Origin of the sequence: Qaidamihabitans albus (assembly GCF_016464705.1) — a bacterium.
GTDB lineage: Bacteria > Actinomycetota > Actinomycetes > Mycobacteriales > Pseudonocardiaceae > Qaidamihabitans > Qaidamihabitans albus.
Genome location: NZ_JAEHOB010000004.1, coordinates 406,610 through 427,389, shown reverse-complemented (window position 1 = coordinate 427,389; position 20,780 = coordinate 406,610). Strand labels below are relative to the sequence as shown.

21 protein-coding genes are annotated in these 20,780 nt (G+C 71.4%); 11 read left to right on the top strand and 10 right to left on the bottom strand.

The features are described 5' to 3' along the window. Positions 1-2: 2 nt before the first annotated feature. From JAP66_RS11015 to JAP66_RS11000, 4 genes are all read right to left on the bottom strand, one after another. Positions 3-983, bottom strand: coding sequence for a peptidoglycan recognition protein family protein (locus JAP66_RS11015; protein WP_199431534.1), 981 nt, complete (start codon positions 981-983; stop codon positions 3-5). 141 nt (positions 984-1,124) lie between these two features. Then, positions 1,125-2,000: an iron-sulfur binding domain-containing protein gene (locus tag JAP66_RS11010; RefSeq protein WP_199431533.1), complete on the bottom strand. Its 876-nt coding sequence runs from the start codon at positions 1,998-2,000 to the stop codon at positions 1,125-1,127. A gap of 64 nt (positions 2,001-2,064) precedes the next feature. Continuing rightward, positions 2,065-2,556, bottom strand: a complete 492-nt coding sequence (locus tag JAP66_RS11005) for a beta-class carbonic anhydrase (RefSeq protein WP_199431532.1) — start codon at positions 2,554-2,556, stop codon at positions 2,065-2,067. 104 nt (positions 2,557-2,660) lie between these two features. Continuing rightward, complete coding sequence (locus JAP66_RS11000) at positions 2,661-3,761, bottom strand: LacI family DNA-binding transcriptional regulator (RefSeq protein WP_199431531.1); 1,101 nt, start codon at positions 3,759-3,761, stop codon at positions 2,661-2,663. Between the two features lie 131 nt (positions 3,762-3,892). Between JAP66_RS11000 and JAP66_RS10995 the strand changes: the two genes are divergently transcribed. From JAP66_RS10995 to JAP66_RS10985, 3 genes are read left to right on the top strand one after another with little or no spacing between them, the layout of a single operon-like run. Further along, complete coding sequence (locus JAP66_RS10995; RefSeq protein ID WP_199431530.1) at positions 3,893-4,858, top strand: metal ABC transporter solute-binding protein, Zn/Mn family; 966 nt, start codon at positions 3,893-3,895, stop codon at positions 4,856-4,858. Then, positions 4,859-5,674, top strand: coding sequence for a metal ABC transporter ATP-binding protein (locus JAP66_RS10990; RefSeq protein ID WP_199431529.1), 816 nt, complete (start codon positions 4,859-4,861; stop codon positions 5,672-5,674). Further along, positions 5,674-6,561: a metal ABC transporter permease gene (locus JAP66_RS10985; RefSeq protein WP_199431528.1), complete on the top strand. Its 888-nt coding sequence runs from the start codon at positions 5,674-5,676 to the stop codon at positions 6,559-6,561. Before JAP66_RS10990 ends, JAP66_RS10985 begins: the two co-directional genes overlap by 1 nt. Before the next feature lie 34 nt (positions 6,562-6,595). On the opposite strand, the gene JAP66_RS10980 is transcribed toward JAP66_RS10985, so the two are convergent. Continuing rightward, positions 6,596-7,825, bottom strand: coding sequence for a DUF445 domain-containing protein (locus tag JAP66_RS10980; protein WP_199431527.1), 1,230 nt, complete (start codon positions 7,823-7,825; stop codon positions 6,596-6,598). 188 nt (positions 7,826-8,013) lie between these two features. Between JAP66_RS10980 and JAP66_RS10975 the strand changes: the two genes are divergently transcribed. Next, the gene (locus tag JAP66_RS10975) at positions 8,014-8,823 is read left to right on the top strand and encodes a coiled-coil domain-containing protein (protein WP_199431526.1); all 810 of its coding nucleotides are present in this window, start codon (positions 8,014-8,016) and stop codon (positions 8,821-8,823) included. On the opposite strand, the gene JAP66_RS10970 is transcribed toward JAP66_RS10975, so the two are convergent. The 4 genes from JAP66_RS10970 to JAP66_RS10955 all read right to left on the bottom strand — a co-directional run bounded on the left by JAP66_RS10970 (position 8,820) and on the right by JAP66_RS10955 (position 13,101). Then, complete coding sequence (locus JAP66_RS10970; protein ID WP_199431525.1) at positions 8,820-10,271, bottom strand: FGGY-family carbohydrate kinase; 1,452 nt, start codon at positions 10,269-10,271, stop codon at positions 8,820-8,822. The two genes, JAP66_RS10975 and JAP66_RS10970, sit on opposite strands and share 4 nt — an antisense overlap. Beyond that, positions 10,268-11,590, bottom strand: a complete 1,323-nt coding sequence (locus tag JAP66_RS10965; protein ID WP_199431524.1) for an MFS transporter — start codon at positions 11,588-11,590, stop codon at positions 10,268-10,270. The genes JAP66_RS10970 and JAP66_RS10965 overlap by 4 nt, the downstream gene beginning before the upstream one ends. Before the next feature lie 61 nt (positions 11,591-11,651). Then, complete coding sequence (locus JAP66_RS10960) at positions 11,652-12,467, bottom strand: DeoR/GlpR family DNA-binding transcription regulator (protein ID WP_199431523.1); 816 nt, start codon at positions 12,465-12,467, stop codon at positions 11,652-11,654. 19 nt (positions 12,468-12,486) lie between these two features. Continuing rightward, a complete protein-coding gene (locus JAP66_RS10955; protein WP_199431522.1) occupies positions 12,487-13,101 on the bottom strand; it encodes a histidine phosphatase family protein in 615 nt (204 codons plus the stop codon). Between the two features lie 111 nt (positions 13,102-13,212). On the opposite strand from JAP66_RS10955, the gene JAP66_RS10950 reads away from it, so the two are divergent. The 7 genes from JAP66_RS10950 to JAP66_RS10920 all read left to right on the top strand — a co-directional run bounded on the left by JAP66_RS10950 (position 13,213) and on the right by JAP66_RS10920 (position 20,127). Beyond that, positions 13,213-13,896 carry an HAD family hydrolase gene (locus JAP66_RS10950; RefSeq protein ID WP_199431521.1) on the top strand — a complete coding sequence of 228 codons (684 nt, stop codon included), beginning with the start codon at positions 13,213-13,215 and terminating at the stop codon, positions 13,894-13,896. Further along, positions 13,893-15,623 carry a dihydroxyacetone kinase family protein gene (locus JAP66_RS10945; RefSeq protein WP_199431520.1) on the top strand — a complete coding sequence of 577 codons (1,731 nt, stop codon included), beginning with the start codon at positions 13,893-13,895 and terminating at the stop codon, positions 15,621-15,623. Before JAP66_RS10950 ends, JAP66_RS10945 begins: the two co-directional genes overlap by 4 nt. A 4-nt stretch (positions 15,624-15,627) precedes the next feature. Further along, positions 15,628-16,089: a ribose-5-phosphate isomerase gene (locus JAP66_RS10940; protein WP_199431519.1), complete on the top strand. Its 462-nt coding sequence runs from the start codon at positions 15,628-15,630 to the stop codon at positions 16,087-16,089. 67 nt (positions 16,090-16,156) lie between these two features. Beyond that, complete coding sequence (locus tag JAP66_RS10935) at positions 16,157-17,215, top strand: 2-hydroxyacid dehydrogenase (RefSeq protein WP_199431518.1); 1,059 nt, start codon at positions 16,157-16,159, stop codon at positions 17,213-17,215. A 2-nt stretch (positions 17,216-17,217) separates the two neighbouring features. After that, positions 17,218-18,672, top strand: coding sequence for an FGGY-family carbohydrate kinase (locus tag JAP66_RS10930; protein WP_199431640.1), 1,455 nt, complete (start codon positions 17,218-17,220; stop codon positions 18,670-18,672). Continuing rightward, complete coding sequence (locus JAP66_RS10925; protein WP_199431517.1) at positions 18,673-19,323, top strand: class II aldolase/adducin family protein; 651 nt, start codon at positions 18,673-18,675, stop codon at positions 19,321-19,323. A gap of 114 nt (positions 19,324-19,437) precedes the next feature. Further along, on the top strand, positions 19,438-20,127 hold the full coding sequence (locus JAP66_RS10920; RefSeq protein ID WP_199431516.1) for a hypothetical protein: 690 nt from the start codon (positions 19,438-19,440) through the stop codon (positions 20,125-20,127). 139 nt (positions 20,128-20,266) lie between these two features. Here JAP66_RS10920 and JAP66_RS10915 read toward each other — a convergent pair whose 3' ends face one another. Next, positions 20,267-20,701 carry a nucleotidyltransferase domain-containing protein gene (locus JAP66_RS10915; RefSeq protein WP_199431515.1) on the bottom strand — a complete coding sequence of 145 codons (435 nt, stop codon included), beginning with the start codon at positions 20,699-20,701 and terminating at the stop codon, positions 20,267-20,269. Between the last annotated feature and the right edge of the window lie 79 nt (positions 20,702-20,780).

Sequence of the window (20,780 nt, the reverse complement as noted above, 5' to 3'; positions counted from 1 at the left end):
GGTCAGGCCGCCAGCGAGCTGCGCAGCGCCCGCGCGTCCTGCCCGGCGGCGAGCAGTGGCCAGATGTCGGCCCCCAGGAATCCGGTCTCGTCGGCGTGCGCCGCCGCGTAGCAGGTGTGGCCGGGAACGCCGTGCGCCTCGGCGAAGTCCCGCACCGCGGCACGGGTCGCCGGGCCGAACACGCCGTCGACCGGCACGTTCCGGGCGCCGTGGCGACGCAGCAGCCGCTGTGCCACGCGCACGTTCTCGCCGTGGTCACCCGGCTTGAGCAGTGGCCACTCCGTGGGCGTTCGCACCGCGACGCCGAGCACGTCGCCGACCGCCTGACGCAGCTCCGGCAGCCGCCCGTAGAGCACGGTGCCGGGGCACTCGGTCGAGTTGAAGTCGCGGTGGCCCTTGATGAACTCGGGGCTGATGCCGTACTGGTCAGCCATGTAGGCGACCAGGTCGACGAGCGAGTCCCACAGAGCCTGCGGCACGTCCGTCTCGGTGTAGAGGCCCTCGTTCTCGATGCCGATGACCTCGCTGTTGTGGTTGCCCACGTTCGCGCCCTGCACGTGCTGGGTGCCGCCGCGCAGGATCTCCAGGCTGCGGTGCCTGCCCTCGGTGACGTAGCCGCCGCGGCTGTTGGTGAACTGCTGGCCGGTGTCGATCCAGCCCCGGGTGTCCATGTGGAAGTTCTGGATGTCACGGGAGATCCGGAACGCGTGCTCGCGGGAGTAGTCGTCGCCGTTGCCGGGCTCGACGGTGTGGTGGACGACGATGTAGGTGGGTTTGCGGTCCAGCACCGTGATCGGCCCGCGCGGAGGGCGGGCGCCCCAGTCGGCGGTGCTGTACATCAGTGGTGGGACGACTCGTCCTCCGGGGCTGCCCCGGCCGGCGGCGGTGGTGGTTCCGGTCAGTGTCGTCAGCGCGCCAGCGGCGGTGACGGTGAGCCCGCCCCTGAGCAGCGTCCGGCGGCCGAACGCGGAATGTACGGCCATTGTCGATCTCCCTCGCGTATGTGGTTATGCGCAGGTGTTGATCAGCAGGGGTCGTGCAGCGCAGACGCTAATCGCCCTCGTCGCCGGGAGGCAACAGTTGGCGAACTTCTTTCGAGTTATGTCAGCGCTTTTCGGTGCTTCTCAGTGCTCGCCCGGCAGTGCGAACCGGCCGTCCGCCGTCTGCTCCACGAGGCCGTCCACCAGTAGCGAGTCGAGGCACCGGTCGCGCTGGCCCGCCTGCGGCCACACGACGTCCAGCCGGGTCTTCGCCACCGGCTCCCCGGTGCCGCGCAAGACTTCCAGCAGCAGCCCTCGGACGTGGCGGTCGGTGCCCGCGTACTTCTGCACCGGCTTGGCGGGACCGGTGTAGGCGGGGCGGCCCGCCCGTTGCCAGGCGCAGCCGTCGAACAACGGGCAGTCGGCGCAGCGTGGCGAGCGGGCCGTGCAGACGAGCGCGCCGAGCTCCATCAGCGCCGCGGAGAACCGGGCCGCCGTGGCGTCGGTGGCAGGCAGCATCGCCTCGACGTCGGCCATGTCCCTGGTGTTCGAGGGCGGGCCGGCGTCCCCGGCGCCGTGCACGGCCCTGGCGACGACCCGGCGCACGTTGGTGTCCACCACCGGCGCCCGCCTGCCGTATGCGAAGGCCGCCACCGCACGGGCGGTGTACGAGCCGATGCCGGGCAGCGCGAGCAGGGTGTCGACGTCCGAGGGCACCTGGTCCCCGTGCTCGTCCGCGATCGCCGAGGCCGCGGCGTGCAGCCGCAGCGCGCGCCGCGGATAGCCCAGCCTGCCCCACGCCCGCAGCACCTCGCCCTGGCTCTCGGCGGCCAGGTCGGAGGGGCGGGGCCAGCGCGCGAGCCACTCCCTCCAGACCGGCTCGACGCGCGAGACCGGCGTCTGCTGGAGCATGATCTCGCTGACCAGCACGCCCCACGGCGTGCGATCGGGGCGACGCCAAGGAAGGTCGCGCCCGGCTGTGGCGAACCAGTCGACCAGGGTGTCGGCGTCGATGGACATCGCGGTCACTCTAGATCGGGTGGCAGGAACGGCATTCGCGCGGGTGACCCGGCGCTGCAGCCGGTTACCGCACCTCGGTGAGCCTGCCGGTGTGCACGTCGTAGACGAAGCCCCGCACGTTGTCCGTATGCGGCAGGAACGGGTTGCGCCGTACGCGTTCCACGGACTGCCGCACGCTGGCCTCGACGTCGCGGAACGCCTCCACCGCCCACGTCGGCCGCAGCCCGCTCGCCTCCTCCAGTTCGTCCTTGAAGTCGTCCTCGGTGACGGCGTTCAGGCCGCAGTCGGTGTGCTGCACGATCAGCACCTCCCGGGTGCCGAGCTTGCGCTGGCTCAGCGCGAGCGAGCGGACCATGTCGTCGGTGACGACGCCGCCTGCGTTGCGCAGCACGTGCGACTCCCCCTGCAGCAGCCCGAACAGCTCGAACACCCGGATACGCGCGTCCATGCAGGTCAGGATCGCCACGTTCAGCGAGGGGCGGGGCGAAGAGCGGTCGCCCGGCACCACCTCGCCGAGTTCGTGGTTACGTTCGAGCAGCCGGTCGATGGCGGTCATGAGAGTCCTCGGGGTGCACGGGTAGGGCGGGCAGGTCCGACCATTGGACCCGTGTTCCTACGGTCCGGACAAGGTTCCACGACGAAGGTCACGTATCCGGGTGTTCACGGGCCGAACCAGAGTTCCTCCGCGGTGCGCGGCGGCGCCGACGTGGTACCGATCCGCAGCTCGGTGGGCAGCGTTATCACCTTGGGCGCCACCCGGTCGCCCGCGCTCAGCAGCAGCCTGCCCGCGGCCCTGCCCTTCTCCAGCACCGGCTGGTGGACCGTGGTGAGACCGGCGCGGGTCGCCTCGGCGACACCGTCGAAGCCGGTGACGGTCAGGTCGGCGGGCACCCGCAGTCCGCGGCGGCCTGCCTCGGCGAGTGCGCCGAGCGCGAGGATGTCCGAGGTGCAGATGACCGCGGTGACCTGTGGATGCGCGTCCAGCAGCTGCCGGGCACCCGAGGCGCCGTCGTCGACCGTGTGCTCGAAGCGCTCGACGACCGGCACCGTGCTCCAGTCCACGCCGACCGACTCGAACTTGCGCGCGAGGGCGGACAACCGCGTCCGCTGCACGTGGAAGTGCGCCTCGCGCTGGCGGTCGACGGGTGCGAACCCGTCCTTGCGGTCGCGGCCGAGGCGCATGCACAGCACCCCGATCTGCCGGTGGCCGAGCTCGACGAGGTGGTTGGCGAGGTCGACGGTCGCCGCGGCGTCGTCCGGGCCGACCCGGTCGACGCCGTCCAGCTCCGGCTGGTCGACGATCACGGTGGGCACCGGCCGGGAGAGCACCGCCGCCAGGTGCGGGTCGTCGTCGGGCACGGAGTAGACGACGAACCCGTCGACTCCGGCCCGGTGCACGGCGGCGACCTCCTCGCGGCCCGGGCTCGCCGGCACCAGGTGCAGGCCGACACCGGCGTCCTCGCAGGCGAGCGCGAGTCCTTCGAGGACGCCGACCGCCGCGGGGTCGCGGAAGGCATAGGAGAGGTTCTCGGTGAGCAGCAGTCCGACCGCCCCCGCCTTGCGGGTGCGCAGCGAGCGGGCCACCGGGTCCGGCCCCGGGTAGCCGAGACGGCGCGCCGTCTCCAGCACCCGGCGCCGTAGCTCGGGGGAGAGCTGATCCGGCCGGTTGTAGGCATTCGACACCGTGGTCCTGGACACGCCCAACTCGGCGGCGAGCGAGGCCAGGGTCGCCTGCCGCCTGGTTCGCATCGGCCGGTTCATGAACAAACCGTAACGGTTCAGAAGCCATTGCAGAAGCACGACCCTACGTGCGTCACATCGGCTGAACCACTCCGATGGGGTAAGCTTCATTCGACAATGGTTTCCATTATCGCTACGGAGTGTGGTTCTCGATGTACTCATCCCGCACGAGACGCTTGCTCACCACCGCGTCGGTGATCAGCGTGCTCGCGCTCGGTGCCGCCGCGTGCGGGAGTGACGACGGCAACGGCGACCAGGCGGGGGACGGCAAGATCAGGGTCGTCGCCTCGACCAACGTGTGGGGCAGCGTCGTCGAGGCCGTCGGTGGCGACCGGATCGACGTGCAGTCGCTCATCGACGACCCCGGTGGCGATCCGCACTCCTACGAGGCCAGCGCCAGGGACGCGGCCGACGTCCAGTCGGCCGACGTGGTGGTCTACAACGGCGGCGGCTACGACCAGTTCTTCGCCGACCTCGCCGAGCAGGCATCCGGCGTGCGCCAGGTGGTGGCCTTCGACGTCTCCGGCAAGGACGCTGGCGAGCAGGGGCACGCCGAGGAGGAGCACGCCGAGCACGAGCACGCGCACGGCGATGTCAACGAGCACGTCTGGTACGACCTGGCCACCGTCGCCAAGGTGGCCGACGAGGTCGCCGATCGGCTCGGCGAGGCCGACCCGGAGGGCAGGCAACGGTTCACCGCCAACGCGGCCGACTTCACCGGCCGGATCGACGAGCTGACCGGCAAGGTCGAGCGGATCGGCGAGGAGCACCCGGGCAGCGAGGTCGTCGCCACCGAGCCCGTCGCGCACTACCTGCTCGAGACCGCCGGGGTGGCCGACGTGACCCCGCCGGACTTCGCCGAGGCCATCGAGCAGGAGACCGACGTACCGGTGGCCGCGCGGGACGCCGTGCAGCGGCTGATCCGGAATGGCGAGGTGGCCGCCGTGGTGAACAACGCGCAGACCGTCACCCCGGTCACCGAGAACGTCGTCGGCACCGCGCGCGGCGCGAACGTGCCGGTCGTCGACGTGACCGAGACGCTGCCGGAGGGCACCACCGACTACATTGCGTGGATGACCGGCCAGGTGGATGCGCTGTCAGGAGCTTTGGGCAAGTAGATGGGCGAGGCGGCAGTCGAGATCGAGGACGCCGGACTGCGGTTCGGCGACCGAACGCTGTGGTCGGGCCTCGATCTCGACGTCGCCCCCGGTGAGTTCGTCGCGGTGCTCGGGCCGAACGGTTCCGGCAAGACGAGCCTGCTGCGGGTGCTGCTCGGGCTGCAACCGCTGAGCAGCGGCTCGGTGCGCCTGGCAGGCGAGCCGCCCGGACGGGGCAACCAGAAGGTCGGGTACGTCCCGCAGCAGCGGGCGATCGACGAGTCGGCGGCGCTGCGCGGCACCGACCTCGTCGGGCTCGGTCTCGACGGGCACCGGTGGGGCGTCGGGCTGCGCGGCATGGCCAGGCGCAGGCGGCTCGTGGCCGGTGCGGTGGCATCGGTCGGCGCCCAGTCCTATGCCCGCTTCCCGGTGGGCAGGCTCTCCGGGGGGGAGCAGCAGCGGCTGCGGGTGGCGCAGGCGCTGGTCGGCGAGCCCGAGGTGCTGCTGTGCGACGAGCCGTTGCTGTCCCTGGATATCGCGCATCAGCGAGCCGTCACCGAACTGATCGACACCCGCAGGCGCACCGCGGGCACCGCCGTGCTCTTCGTGACCCACGAGCTCAATCCGATCCTGCCCTATGTGGACAGGGTGCTGTACTTGGTCAACGGCCGGTTCCGGATCGGCACGCCCGATGAGGTGATGAACTCGCACGTGCTGTCCGAGCTCTACTCCACCCGCGTCGAGGTCTTCCGGGTCGGCGGCCAGATCCATGTCGCGGGAGCGCACAGCGCCCTCTGCGAGGACCTGCCGCACCACGCGGACGAACAGGTGCCCTGATGGAGGAGTTCTTCGACCTGGAACTGATGTTCCGGCTCGCCGGGGTCGTGCAGAACGGGTTGCTGGCCGCCGCGATCCTCGGTCTCGTCGCGGGCGTGCTCGGTCCGCTGATCGTCCTGCGGCGGATGGCGTTCGCGGTGCACGGCACCGCGGAGCTGGGCTTCACCGGAGCGGCGGCCGCCCTGCTGCTGGTGGGGACCGGCATCGAGTACGGCGCGATCGCGGGCGCGGTCGTGGCCGCCGCGCTCCTGGGAGTGCTCGGGGGACGTAGCGGGGAGCGCGACTCCGTGATCGGGGTCGTCCTCTCCTTCGGCCTCGGCGTCGGCGTCCTGCTGCTGTGGCTCTATCCAGGCCGCGCGTCGAACAAGCTCGGCCTCTTCGTCGGGCAGATCGTCTCGGTCGACGCGAGCACGGTGGTCGTGTTCGCCGTCTGCGGCGTGCTCGTGCTCAGCGTGCTCGCGCTGGTCTACCGCCCGCTGCTGTTCGCCAGCGTCGACCCGGCGGTGGCGGCGGCCCGGGGCGTTCCGGTCGGTGCCCTCGCGCCGCTGTTCGCCGTGCTCGTGGGGATCACCACCGCGCTCGGCGTCCAGGTGGTCGGGGTTCTGCTGGTGCTCGCACTGCTGGTGACGCCGGCGGCCGCCGCGAGCAGGGTGACCTCCAGCCCACTGCTGGCCACCGTGCTGTCGGTGATCTTCGCGGAGACGGCCGTGCTCGGCGGCATCATGCTCTCGCTCGTGCCCGGGGCTCCGCCGAGCCCGTTCGTCACGACGATCTCTTTCCTGATCTACCTGGTGTGCCGGGCTGTGGCGTACCGGCGCGACCGCCCGCGCACCGGACTCGGCCCTCCTCCCGGAACGCTCGACCCGATCGCGTCGCCGGTGCGCTGAGCCACGTCCGCCCGGTCCCGGCCGGGTGCGGCGCTCAGTGCAGCATGAGCAGGACCTGGAGCTCGCCCACGATCCCGCCGATGATCGCGCCGACGACGATCAGCTTCCACTCGTCCTGCCGGAACGCGGGCCGTAGCAGTCCCTCGTACTCGACGGGCGTGAGGCCGAGCATGCGTTTCTCGACCATGTTGGCGATGTCCATCGCCTCGGTGAGGTAGCCCTCGGCGTAGCGGACCGTGTCCGGCAGCCGCCGCAGCGCCCGCTCCGCCGACGCCTCCTTCAGCTCGGCCAGCCTCCGGTCGCCGATGGCCACCCGGACGAGCGGCCGGGCCGCGCTGGCCTGGTCGTCGATCGCGGTGGCGACCAGACGCCGCACCATCGCCACCAGCCGGTCGGAGCGCGGACCGCGCAGGATGGCCTCCATCAGGTTGGGCACGGTGAGCACCTCGTGGGCGATCAGCTCCCCGTACTGCCTGGCGACCTCGGTCCGCCTGCGCTGGAACTTGCCCTGCAACGTGAACCTGCGGAAGAGCCGTACCGGCTCGCGCGGCACGAAGATCAGCTTGATCGCCAGCCAGTCGGTGAAGAGACCGATGGCCGCGCCGAAGATCGGCATGACGAGCGGTTCCTTGGTGAGCGCCCAGACGATCGACTGGACCACGCCGAGGATGAATCCGAAGTAGATGCCGGAGCGGGCGATGAACGCCATCTCCGGCCGGGAGGTTTCCCGGATCAGCCGGACCAGCAGTGCCTTGTCCCTGGTCAGGTTCTGTACCGTCATGTGCTTGACGTCGAGGACGTCGTCGAGGTTCTCCCGCATCTCGTCGACGAGCTGCCGGACCAGCCGCGGTGACGAAGCCTGGACCTGCTTGATGATCAGCTCCTGGGCCATCGCGGGAAGCATCTCCCACATCCGGGGGTGGTACTCGGCGAGTACGTCGCGCGCGATGTCGTCGACGGCTCGCAGCAGCGGCTGCTCGATCTCGCGCGTGATCCGGTCGGGATCGATCCGGGCGAAGACCTCCCTGAGATCGAGCAGGTTGGCGGTCAGCAGATCGGTGGCGATCGCGGCCATCCGGCCACCGTGCCGGGGGACGACCCCCTGCCACCCGAGGAACGTGCCCCTGATGCCCACGAATTCGAGCGGCCGGAACATCATCTCGATGGCGACGCGCTTGGTGACGTATCCGATCAGCGCGGCGACGAACGGGATCGCGGCGTAGAGCGCCCAGTTCCGGGCGAGGTCGTCGAGGACCGCGTCCACTCCGGACCTCCTCCCGATCTGCCCGCCCGAACAGTAACTTCCCCGTCGGCGCGGGAGCAGCGGTACCCGCGACTCACCTGCGATCCCGCCGCGAGCTCGCGACTCCCGCGGGCACCGTATCGGGCCGTTCGAGAAAGCGTCCGTTCGGAGGTATGGGATTGAGCGTGTGGACTCATTAAGGTTGCCGAATGGCAGAAGCCGATGGATCCCCGAACCCCGCCAAAACCAACCAGTTCGCGACCGCTTTCCGCGGCTATGACCCGGTCCAGGTCGACGAGCACGTCAAGAAGCTCTCCACCGAGCTGACCAGCGCCGCCCGGCATCGCGACGAGGCCACTGCGTCCGTCGCGGAGCTCACCAAGGCACTGAGCTATGCGCAGAAGGAACTGACGGACGCCAAGGCCGCGCTCACCCGGATGGTCGACGACCCGGCCGGTCCCGCCGCCATGACCGAGCGCGTCAAGACGATGATGCAGCTCGCCGAGGAGGAGATCGCCGAGCTGCGGGCCAAGGCCGAGCACGACGCCGACGCGACGAGGTCCGCCGCCGACTCCTACGCCGACAAGACGCGGCAGAAGGCGGAGGCCGAGGCCGAACGCCTCGCCAAGGAGGCGCAGGAGCGCCGCAACAAGCTCGACACGGACGCCGAGGAGAGGCGCGCCGCCGCGGAGAAGAAGACCACCGAGGAGCTGGCCGCCAAGCGCGCCGAGGCGGAGCGAGCCGTCGCCGAGCTGGAGTCCAGCGCCAAGGAGCGGACGGACGCGATGATCGCCGACGCCGAGAGCCGGCTCGCCGATGCCGAGGCGCAGCGCAAGGAGGCCGTCGAGCTCCGCAGGACGGTTGCCGAGCGGCTCGCTGCCAGTCACACGGCGCTGCAGCAGGCCATCGAACGCCTCGGCCCGGAGCCCGAGCCGCAGGGCAAGGCGGAGTCGACGGCGGGTTCCAAGGACGGCGGTGCCGCCAAGTCCGCGGCCAAGTCCGCGAAGCAGCCCGCCTAGCCGACCGGGCTGTTGCCCGCGGCGGCGTACAGCTCGTCGTCGATCCATTCCCGCTCGTGGAGCCGGGTGCAGAACCGGTGGTAGGACGCGGTAAGCGCGTCGGCCTCGGCTGCATCCGGCTCCACCAGACCGGCCTCGGCCCGCCCCCACCGGCCCGCCTCGGTCAGCCCGCCGGGCAGTGTGGCCGCCGCGGCGAGCAGTGCCGCGCCGTAGCCCGTCTCACCGTGCGGGGACACCCGCAAGCCCAGCCCGGTGACCGTCGCCCTGATCCGGTTCCACAACGGGCTCCGGCTTCCCCCGCCCGCCGTGAACAGCGGCGCGGCGATCTCGACGCCCAGCCGGCGCAGGTGATCCAGCGCCAGCCGCTCGAGGAACGCGACGCCCTCCAGCCGGGCGCGGTGCAGCTCCACCTCGTCGGCTGCCGGCTCGCTGAACCCGTGTGCACCGGGGACGGCGAACGGGAACCGCTCACCCTCCCGGCACAGCGGGTAGGCCACGATCTCGGCGGGCCCTCGCTCGGCGGCCGCCTCGTCGAGCCGCGCCAGACCGGCCACGCCCGCCACGCACTCGCCGCCGGTGTTCGACGCGCCCCCTGGCAACCACCAGCCGTCCGGATGCCGGTGGCTGTAGAGCGTGCCGCCGGGATCGGTCACCAGCCGCTGCGTGACGCCCTTGAGCACGTACGTGGTGCCCAGGATCCCGACGAACTCGCCGGGGGAGACCGCCCCGGTGGCGAGCTGGCCCGCGCAACCGTCGGTCATCCCCGCCACCACGCGACAGCCGGCGGGCAGCCCGGCCACGGGTGAGGTCACCTCGCCGAGCACGGTCGCGGGCCGCACGACATGGGGCAGCCAGTCCGGGGGCACACCGAGCCGGTCGAACACCTCGCCGGGCCACTCGCCTGCGAGGGCGTCGTAGCCGCTCTTCAGTGCGTGCGACCAGTCCAGCGCGACCGGTGCTCCGGTGAGTTCGGCGCCGATCAGGTCGGCGGTGTGCCGGATCCCGGCGGCGCCCGGCACGGTGTCGTGCAGCCACGCGATCCGGCCGAGGGCGTCGGTGGGGGTGACCGACCGGCCGAGGGCCGCCCAGCGCGAGGCTCCGATCTCGGCGGCGTCGGCGTTGTACGAGGCGCCGCGCCGGTCGTCGTACATGAGGGCGGGGCCGAGCGGCTCGCCGGCGTCGTCCACCGCGACGATCGTGCCGGACGTCGCCGCGACGGCCACGGCGGTCACCTCCGCGCCGCGGCCGGGCAGCGCGGAGGTGACCTGTCCCAGTGCGGACTCGACCGCCGTCCACCAGCTCGCCGCGTCCTGCTCGCTGCGGCCGTCACCATCGCGAACCGGGGCGGGCAACGGCGCCGAGGCGGCGGTGAGCAGCGCTCCGCCGTCGCTCACCGCGACGGCGCGGACCCCGGCCGTGGCGACATCGATGCCGATAGTGGTGTTCACGTCGTCGCTACCTTCTCGCTGATCTCCTGGAGGTTGGCGTCCTCCGCCACGGCCCGCTCGGTGGCTTCCGGCAGGGTGAGGAACCTGGTCAGCACCGCCGCCACGACGTAGAGCGCGGCGAAGATGATAACCACTCCGGCGGCGCCGGCCGGGCCGAGGAACAGGCTGACGATCGCGGGGCCGACGAACGTCGCGGCACCGGCGCCGAGGTTCAGCAGCGCCATCGCGCCGCCCTTGTTGTCGGGCGCGAGCGAGGGCAGCAGCGCCGAGATCGGCACGAATCCGGCCAGCGTCGCACCGTACAGCGCACCGACGATCAGGGTGAGCCAGTAGTACTCCGCACCCATGGTCAGCGGCACGAAGTAGAGCAGCAGGATCGAGACCGCGCAGCCGAGCGCACCGAACCAGAAGATCGTGGTCCGCCAGCCGATCTTGTCGCTGAGCACGCCGAAGATGAGATTGAAGAAGATGTTCGTACCGTAGATCACCGAGACCAGCAGCAGCCAGCGGCTCTCGCCGAATCCGATCTCGGAGATGAACACCGTCGGGAAGAACACCAGCATGCCGAACTCGGGCGCGGTGTTGATGACCCGCACGATCATGCCGATGCCGACGCGCGGCCTCCGCCACGCGATGGACACGCTCGACATCAGGCTCTGCATCGGCTTGACCTCGGGCGGGGCGAGCCGGTGGTAGCCGGTTCGCTCGCGCACGCCGAAGATGCAGACCAGGCCGCCGAGCCCGAGGATGCCGACCGACAGCCACAGCGTGCCGTACTGACCCATGATCGGGTTGGTGAAGCTCGCGACCAGCGCACCGAGCGTGGGCAGGCCGCCGGTGAAGGCGAAGTAGAACCAGCCGACCGCCGCGCCGAGCCGGGCGACCGGGGCCACCGCGGTGATCCAGACCAGGAAACCGAAGGCGAACATCGGGTAGCCGAATCCGCGCAGCCCGTAGAACACGAGCATCAGCGCGTAGTTCTCGCCGGTGACGGCGACCGCGAGGAACAGCACGTCGAACACGAGCCAGATCGCCAGGCCGGTCAGCATCACCCGGCGCGGCCCCCAGAGTTCGGACAGCGCGCCCGACAGCCACGAGGCCAGCATCACCGCGACGCCGTACAGGGTGATGACGTACGAAGCGCGGATGTCGGTGCCTGCGCCGTGGCCGGCCATGAACGGAGCGATGAAGCCGGACTCGACGCCGTCGCCGATCATGAACAGCAACAGGCCCGCATAGCCGAGGAACAGTGGTGCGGGCAGCCCCCATCGGTCGAGTGTCCGCGCGAGCGGTCCCTGCGGTGTCGTCGTCGAAACCATGAACGCCTCCGTCCTTGTGTCGGAGGCTATCATGGTCGGTGTTAAATTAACGCGCAAGATGTTACGTCGATCTGCTCCGGACCGGTTCGGCGGCCACGTCCACGGCGGTGCGGCTGCGCAGCTCTTCCACCAGGTGTGCCGGCGCGCCCGAGTCGACGATCAGCCGGTCGTAGTCGGCCACCGGGGCGAGCCGGTGCAGCGCCGCCCGCGGCATCTTGCTGGAGTCCATCAGCAGCACCTTCGTCACCGCGCTGGCCAGCATGGCCCGCTTGACCATCACGATGTCCGGCTCCTGGTGGAAGGTCATCTCCGCGTTCATCGACGAGGTGGAAACGAACGCGATGTCCACGGTGATCCGCTCGACGGCCTCGAGGCACGGCATGCCGAGGAACGAGTCGTGCGTGCGGGAGTAGTCGCCGCCGATGCAGATCAGGCGCACGTCCTCGGTGTCCTTGAGCTCCTCGATCGTGCGCAGGTAGTTGGTGGCCACCGTCAGCGGCGCCACCTCCGGCAGCAGCTTCGCCAGCGCGAGTGCGGTCGTCGAGTCGTCGAGCAGGATGGACATGCCCGGCTCGATGTGGCCGAGCGCCTGCCGTGCGATGGCGGCCTTGGCCTCGACGTGCGCGCCGAGCCGGTACTCGGCGTTGCTCTCGAATACGGTCGATGGCTGGGCGGACACGCCGCCGCGGAACTTGCGCAGCAGGCCGCGGCGAGCCAGCTCGTCGATGTCGCGGTGCACGGTCATGTGACTCACGCCGGTGTACTCGACCAGCTCCGCGACGTGCGCGGAACCGTGGTCGATGACGTAGTCGGTGATGCGCTGCTGCCGCTGGTGCCGCGACCGCGCACTGCCCGAGCTCGACGTATCACTGCTCATGTGAACAATTCTGGCACTCCTACCCCGGCGTGGGGGCGTTGAGCCTGCGCAGGCTGGTCCGTTCGCCGTCGATGCCGATCTCGGTGAGCGCGCAGTTCTCCAGGCGCGGGAACACCGTCCGGTAGGTGTGCAGGGGGATGCCCAGCAGCAGGCACAGGGTGAGCCGCAGCAGCGTGTTGTGCGCGACGACCAGCACCGGACCTGCCTCGTTGCCGGCGATCGACCGCAGCGCCGCCGCGGCCCTGTCCGCGGCGGCGGCCGGCGGCTCCGCGCCGGGGAAGGCTCCGGCCACCGGGTCGGCGAGGAACCGCCGCACCGCATCGGGGTCGGTGCCGCGGACCTCGTCGAGCGTGCGGCCCTCGGCGATGCCGAAGTGCACCTCGCGCAGGTCCGGCAGCACGGTCGGCGTGAGACCGAGCGCCCGCGCGGAAGGCTCCGCCGTGATCCGGGCGCGCTCCTGCGGGGAGCAGTAGAGCGCGGCCGGTGGCCCGGGCATGGTCTCCAGGACGGCGGCCAGCTCGTGTGCCTGCCGCAGTCCGCGCTCGGTGAGCCCCACCTCGCTGCTGCCTGCGTAGCGGTTCTCGGCGTGCCATTCGGTCTCTCCGTGCCGGACCAGTAGCAGGCGGGTGGGCATGTCTCCTCCGAACGTCGGGCTGCAGGGATCCTAGGGGCGGCGAACTCGGTCGTGACAGATCGCGCGGTGAGTGTTAATTTAACACAAACGATGTGAGAGGGGCTTCAACTCATGGCACTCGCCGCGGTCGTGTTCGACCTGGACGGGGTCCTGGTGGACAGCGAGCACCTGTGGGAGCAGAACTGGGTCGCCTACGCGGCCGCGCACGGGGTGAACTGGACGGCGGCCGACACGGCCACGGTGCAGGGGATGAGCGCGCCTGAGTGGGCCGCCTACCTGGCCGAGCGCAGCGGCACCCCGGAGACGGTCGAGCAGGTCGAGCGGGCGGTGGTCGACGGCATGATCGCCGCCGTGGACGCCGGCGCGGCGCCGCTGTTGCCGGGGGCGGCGGCAATGGTCCGGGACGTCAGCGCCAGCGTGCCGGTGGCGCTCGCGTCGTCCGCGACCCGCCGGGTGATCGACGCCGTGCTCACCACGCACGGGTTGACCGGCGAGTTCACCGCGACGGTGTCGAGCGCGGAGGTGGCCAGGGGCAAGCCGAGCCCGGACGTGTACCTCGAGGCCGCCGCCCGGCTCGGTCGTCCGGGTGAGGAGTGCCTCGCCGTCGAGGACTCCGGCAACGGCATCCGCGCGGCCGCGGCCGCCGGGCTCACCGTGGTCGCGCTGCCCAACCCGACCTATCCGCCGAAGCCGGAGGCGCTCCGCCTGGCCGCGGCGGTCGCCGGGAGCAACGACGACGCGCGCCGCACCCTGCTGGCCTACCTCGCCGGAGAGCTCGTGGGGAGGGGAGCATGACCACCCTCGGCACGGCGGAGAGCTTCAAACGCGACTGGCTCGACGGGTTCGTCGGCGCGTACGGCCGCACGGTTCGCAAGGTGCCAGGCGGCTACGGCGTCGTCGGCAGGCAGGTACCGCGCAGCGGGAAGGTGGCCGTGGTCATCGGCGGTGGCTGCGGGCACTACCCGGCGTTCGCCGGCCTCGTCGGCACCGGGTTCGCCGACGGCGCGGTGGTGGGTGACGTGTTCACCAGCCCGAGCGCCGAGCAGGTCTACCGCACGGCGCGGGCCGCCGACGGTGGCGCCGGCGTGCTGTTCTCCTACGGCAACTACCAGGGCGACGTCCTGCATTTCGGGCTGGCCGCGCGCAGGCTCGCCGCCGAGGGCATCCCGAGCCGGACCGTGCTGGTCACCGACGACGTGGCGAGCGGCCCGGCCGGTGAGCCGGAACACAGGCGCGGCGTGGCGGGCGACTTCCTGGTCTTCAAGATCGCCGGTGCGGCCGCGGAGCGCGGCTACGACCTCGACGCCGTGCACGCGGTGACGGCGAAGGCGAACGCGCGCACCCGCACGTTCGGCGTGGCGTTCGGTGGCTGCACGTTGCCGGGCGCGGCGGAGCCGCTGTTCTCGGTCGGCGACGGCGAGATGGAGCTCGGCCTCGGCATCCACGGGGAGCCGGGGGTGCGCACGGTGTCCCGGCTCGACGCCACCGCGCTCGCCGACGCGCTCGTCAACGGGCTGCTGCCCGAGATCCCGGCGGGAGACCGGCGGGTGGTCGTGCTGCTCAACGGGCTCGGCCGCACCAAGTACGAGGAGATGTTCGTCGCCTACGCCCGGATTCACGAACGGCTCGCCGCGGAGGGCCTGAACCCGCTGCACACCGAGGTCGGGGAGTTCGTCACCTCGCTGGACATGGCGGGTGTCTCGCTGACCGTGCTGATGCTGGACGACGAGCTGGCCGAGCTGTACGCAGCGCCGTGCGACACCCCCGGTTACCGCAGCGGCGGTGCCGCGCTGGAGCAGGTCCCGGTGACGTCCACGGTGGACGAGTCGCTGACGCGGCCGTGGGGAGCGGCGGGTGAGGGGATCGTCGACCGTGCGCTCACGGCCGCGCTCGCGAGCATCGAGGCGAACGAGGCCGAGCTCGGCAGGCTCGACGCGGTGGCCGCCGACGGTGACCACGGACTCGGTATGACGAGGGGGATGCGCGCGGCGGTCGGCGCCGCCCGGACGGCCGGCGCGGAAGACGTGCCCGGCGCGTTGCTGGCCGCGGGCACCGCGTTCGCGGACGCGGCCGGTGGCGCCTCCGGTGCGCTGTACGGGGTACTGCTCGCGGAGACGGGCGCCGGGCTGCGCTCCGCGAGCACCGGGAGCTCCGGAATCACCGCACCGGTGCTGGCCGATGCGGTCGACGGCGCGGTGCGGGCGTTCGTCGAGCTGGGCAGGGCCGAGGTCGGCGACAAGACGATGCTCGACGCGATCGAGCCCTTCCGGGCCGTGCTGCGCGAGCAGGCCGGGGCCGGCACCGGCATCGCGGAGGCCTGGCGCAAGGCGGCCGCGCGGGCGGCTCGGGCCGCGGACGAGACCGCGGAGCTGCTGCCCGCCAAGGGCAGGGCGGCCCGGCTGGCGCTGCGGAGCAGGGGACACGCCGATCCGGGGGCGACGTCGTTCGCGCTGCTCGTGGCGGCGATCGGCGAGGCACTGAGCACGTGCGGCCTCGCGGGCAGGCGGATACAGGAGGGTTGAGGTCATGCGGATCGTGGTGGCGGCGGACAACGCCGGTGTCGATCTCAAGAACGCGGTACGCGATCTGCTGCGGACCGACGAACGGGTCGACGACGTGCTCGACCTCGGCGTGGCCGGCGCGGACGACGACCGTGCCTACCCCGTGCTGGGGCTGGCCGCGGCGGAGACGATCGCCCGCGGCGAGGCGGATCGCGGCGTGCTCGTGTGCGGCACCGGGATCGGCGTCGCGATCTCGGCGAACAAGGTGCCCGGTGTCCGCGCCACGGTGGCGCACGACTCCTACTCGGCGGAACGCTCGATCAAGTCGAACGACTGCCAGGTCATCACGTTCGGTGCGCGGGTGATCGGGCCGGAGCTGGCGAAGCGGATCGTCACCGAATGGCTCGGCTACCGTTTCGACCCCGGATCGGCCAGTGCGACCAAGGTCGCCCACATCACCGACTACGAGGCCAAGACCGCCTCGTGAGTGCCTACCGGTGTTAGAACTCGGGTAGGCACTCACGAGCGGTGACCAGGTTCAGAGAGGAACCACTGTGCGGATACTCGCTGCGGGAGACGAATTCGTCGGCACCGACCTGCTGAAGTCGGCCGTGCGCGCGGAGCTCGGCACCGAGCCCCCGTTCGACACGGTCGAGTTCGGCGAGCTGTCGCTGCCGTGGCCGGTCGAGCCGTTCGGGCCGGTCGGTGGTGTCCAGGAGGCCAGCGGCACCGAGGAGGCGGTGATCGACGCACTCGGCGCACTCGGCGGGGCGGAGGTCGCGGTCACCCAGATGGCGCCGTTCACGAAGAAGGTCTTCGCGGCCGCGCCCGAGCTGAGGCTGGTCTCCGTCTGCCGGGGCGGACCGGTCAACGTCGACCTCACCGCGGCCACCGAGGCGGGTGTCGCGGTCACCTACGCCCCCGGGCGCAACGCCGCGGCGGCCGCCGAGTTCGCGATCGGCCTGCTGCTCGCCGCGATGCGCCGCATCTCGACCTCGTCGGCGGAGCTGCTCGGCGGCACGTGGCGCGGCGACTACTACGCCTACGCCAACGCCGGCGTCGAGCTGGAGGGCACCACGGTCGGCCTCGTCGGGTACGGCGCGATCGGCTCCCGCGTCGCGAGGGTGCTGCTCGCGTTCGGTGCGCGCGTGCTCGTGTTCGATCCCTACGCCGACCCGGAGCGGATCGCCGCCGACGGTGCCGAGCTCGTCGAGCTGGACGACCTGCTGCGGCGCAGCTTCGCGGTGAGCCTGCACGCGCGGCTCACCGAGCAGACCCGGCACATCATCGACGCCGCCAGGCTGGCGCTGCTGCCCGAGGGCGCCGTGCTGGTCAACTCCGCGAGGGGCGGGCTGCTCGACTACGCACCGCTGGCGGAGGCGCTGCGCTCCGGCAGGCTCGGCGCCCTCGCCCTCGACGTCTACGACGTGGAGCCGCCGCCACCCGACTGGCCGCTTCGCGACGCGCCGAACGTCATCGCAACCCCGCACCTCGCCGGTGCCAGCAGGCAGACCGCCGACCGGGCGGCGCGGATCGTCGCCGAGGAGGTTGGCCGCCACGCCCGCGGTGAGGCACTGGTCAATGTCGCGAACCCCGAAGTGCTCGGGCGGTGACCATGTTGCGTGTCATCGGCGTCGACATCGGTACGTCGCTCACCAAGGCCGTCGTCTTCGACGAGGCCGGTGCGTCGGTCGCGCAGGCCTGGACCCCGTCGAAGGTGCAGCACCTGCCCGGCGGGGCGGTGGAGCAGGACTTCGAGCAGGTGCTCGGCACGGTCGCCACCGTCGTCCGCGAGGTCGCCGCCCAGCTCGACGGGCCGGTCGACGCGCTCGCGCTCACCGGTCAGGGGGACGGACTGTGGCTGCGCGACCGGGGCGGCAGCATGGTCCGCCCGGCGATCTCCTGGCTCGACGGCCGGGCGAACGCGCTGCTCACGTCGTGGCAGGCCACCGGCGTGACGAGAGAGGTGTTCCGCCGGACCGGGTCCGGAATGTTCCCCGGCTGCACCGCCGCCATAATGTCCTACCTGGACACTCACGAGCCGGACGCGCTCGACCGTGCGGTGGTGGCCGGCTACTGCGTGGACGCCGTGGTGCAACGCCTGACGGGCGAGATCACGGTGGACATCTCCGACGCGTCGCTGCCGTTCATCGACCCGGCGACTCGCCGCTACGACGAGGAGGCGATCGCGGCGTGCGGGCTGTCGCGCCGGCGATCCCTTTTCGCCGAGCCGGCCCCGCCGAAGTCGGTGTTCCGGCTCGACGCCACCGGCGCCGCGCTGCTCGGCCTGCCCGAAGGGCTGCCGGTCACCGGCGGCCCGTTCGACCTGCCCGCCTGCGCGATCGGCGCCGGCGTGCGTGAACCGGGCGACGGCATCCTCACCGCGGGCACCACACTCGCCTGCCAGGTGCTCAGGGCCGACACCGAGTTCGATCCCGAGGGAGAACCCGCCGGGATGTTCCTGTGCACGCCCGCCGAGGACGAGTACCTGCGAGCGATGCCCGCGATGGTCGGCACGGCAGGGCTCGACTGGGCGTGCCGGCTGTTCGGCATCGACGTCGAGGACATCGGCCCGCTGCTGGCGGCAGGCACACCCGGAGCGCGGGGCGTGCGGGCACTGCCGTTCCTGTCCACCTCGGGCGAACGGGCCCCGTTCGTCGATGCCGCCGCGCGGGCGCAGCTGTCCGGACTGAGCCTGGAGCACACCCGCGCCGACGTGGTCCGCGCGGTGTGCGAGTCCATCGCCTACGCGGCGCGGCACTGTTTCGAGGCGGCCGGGCTCAGCGGGACGCTCTACGCGTGCGGCGGCGGCGTGCGTTCCGCCGAATGGACGCAGATCTTCGCCGACGTGCTCGGCAGGCCGATCGTGATCCCGAGCGACCCGGGCGTCGGAGCGCGCGGCGCGGTACTCGTGGCCGCGGAGGCGCTCGGCGCGCCGTTCGACGCCGAACTGTGGGCGAGCAACTCGCGGACCGTGCGGTTCGAGCCGGAGGCCGCGGAGTTCTACGATCGGGGGTACGCCGAGTACCAGACTTCGCTGGCCTCGGCGCGGGAACTCTGGAGTCTGTGAATGCTGCTTGGTGACGAACGGGCGGCGGTGTGCGACTACGCGCGCCGCATGACGGCGGACGGCCTGGTGGTCGGCACGTCGGGCAACGTGTCGATGCGGGTGGAAGACCTGGTAGCGGTGACGCCCACCGGCGTCGCCTACGAGTCGCTCGCCCCGGAGGACATTCCGGTCGTCGACCTGTATGGGGCCACTGTGGACGGATCGCTGCGGCCGACCAGCGAGCTGCCGATGCACCTGAACGTGTACCGCGAAGCCGTGGACCCGGACGGCTCGGCGATCAACGCGGTGGTGCACACGCATTCCGTGCACGCCACGGCTGTGTCCACTGTGACCGACGAGGTGCCGCCCGTGCACTACATCCTCGCCACCATCGGGCCGTCGGTGCGGGTCGCCGCGTACGCCACGTACGGCAGCACCGAGCTCGCCGAGTCGATGCTCGCCGCCCTCGACGGGCGGCGGGGCTGCCTGCTGGCCAACCACGGCACGGTCACCTACGGTGCGGACCTCTCGGCGGCCTACCACCGGGCGCGCCAGCTGGAATGGGCGTGCCAGGTGTGGTTGCTCGCGCGCTCCGCGGGCAATCCCCGGCTGCTGCCGCCCGCCGAGATCGAGCACGTGGTCGAAAAGCTGCGCGGCTACGGCCAGCGGTAGATCCGGGCCGGTCCATTCCGGACCGTGTTGGCCCCCCATACACACGGTGTTCGTATGCTTCGGCTTGGTAACGATGGGTCTGCCTGACACGGTCGCACGGTGCACTATTTGCGGATGAACTCCGCCACCGAGCAAGTGTCCCCGCCTGTCGACTTCCCGGTTTACGGGCTCGACTGGAGCGTCCGTGGCCCGCGCTGGCTCGACTTCTTCGAGGGCAGGCCCGGTGAGCCGACATGGGCGCTCTGGCTCGGCCACCGCGTCGAGGGCGGCGAGAGCGGCGTGCGGGTGGGCACCCTGCCACGCGAACGACACGATCAGGTGATGTGCCCGAACGGTGGTGACCCGCTCGCCGAGGTCGCGTTCAGTGGCGCGTTCGGTCTGGTCAATCTCACGCTGCCGGACAGTTCCGTCACCCGGCCGGACGGTCTGATCCTCGCACTGGTCGAGCACGCCGAGGCGCAGGCCAAGCGGCATGCGGAATGGCAGCCGGTGACGTGGGAGGTCGAGGGCAGGCCGGCTCGGGCGCGGGTGCTGCACTTCGCGGGTGCCTGGGCCGGTTTCACCGACGTCCTGGACGACGTCTACCTGGTGGCGATCGGCATCGGAGTCGAAGCGGAAGGTCTCCGGCTGGTTCAGGTCAGCAACGCCGCTGCCTACGGAACCGACTTCGCGGCTCCGCTGAGCCTTGCCGAGCTGGGCCGCCAGAAGAGCACCCGGCCGGAGACATGGCTGCCGCCGCCGCGGCGGGACGCCTTCCACCCCGACCAGCTCGCGCTCGCCCCGATCCCCGCCACCGAGTCCTGACCCGCGAGTCCCCCCACCTGCGAGTTGCCCGCTGTGCACGCGGGCGGAGACCTACTGGGAGTCGTGCGTGAACCCGGGGTCCGCGTGGACCAGGTAGCTCGCGAGCGCCGTGATCGTCTCCCCGGTGTAGTCACCCCCGTCAGGGCTCCTGGCCGCACTCGGCCTGGACATCCGCCAAGATGCCCGAAGGGTCGTACACAATCCGCATCCCAGCAGAGACCACCCGCCGGGTTCCTACATCTACAGGACCGGTCCTCGTCCATTGCCGAGTGACGAAGCCTGCTTCCACCTCGAGACCCGCGTCGAGGACGAACCTGCGCTCGTGCAACGGACCCCATTTCTGCGTGCGCGTAATGCCACTACTGCCCAGGGGGAGCACCCAATCGTCGTGGTACCAGTACGGCGCAACTTGGTCGACGACGAAGACCAGGTCGACGTCCGAGTCCATGCGCTCAGCACCACGAGCCCAGGAACCCACCACGCCGACTGCGATGATGTCCGGCGATGCGCTTGCCCACTGCGTGGCCCGCCGAAGCAGCTCGGTGAACTCCTGCTGACGTTCCTGGGTCACCATGGCTGGATGCTAGGCGGCGCCCGGCTGTCCGAGGCAGGCTGTACTGGCAGTTAAGGGAAAACCACCGTTCAGCAGGCAA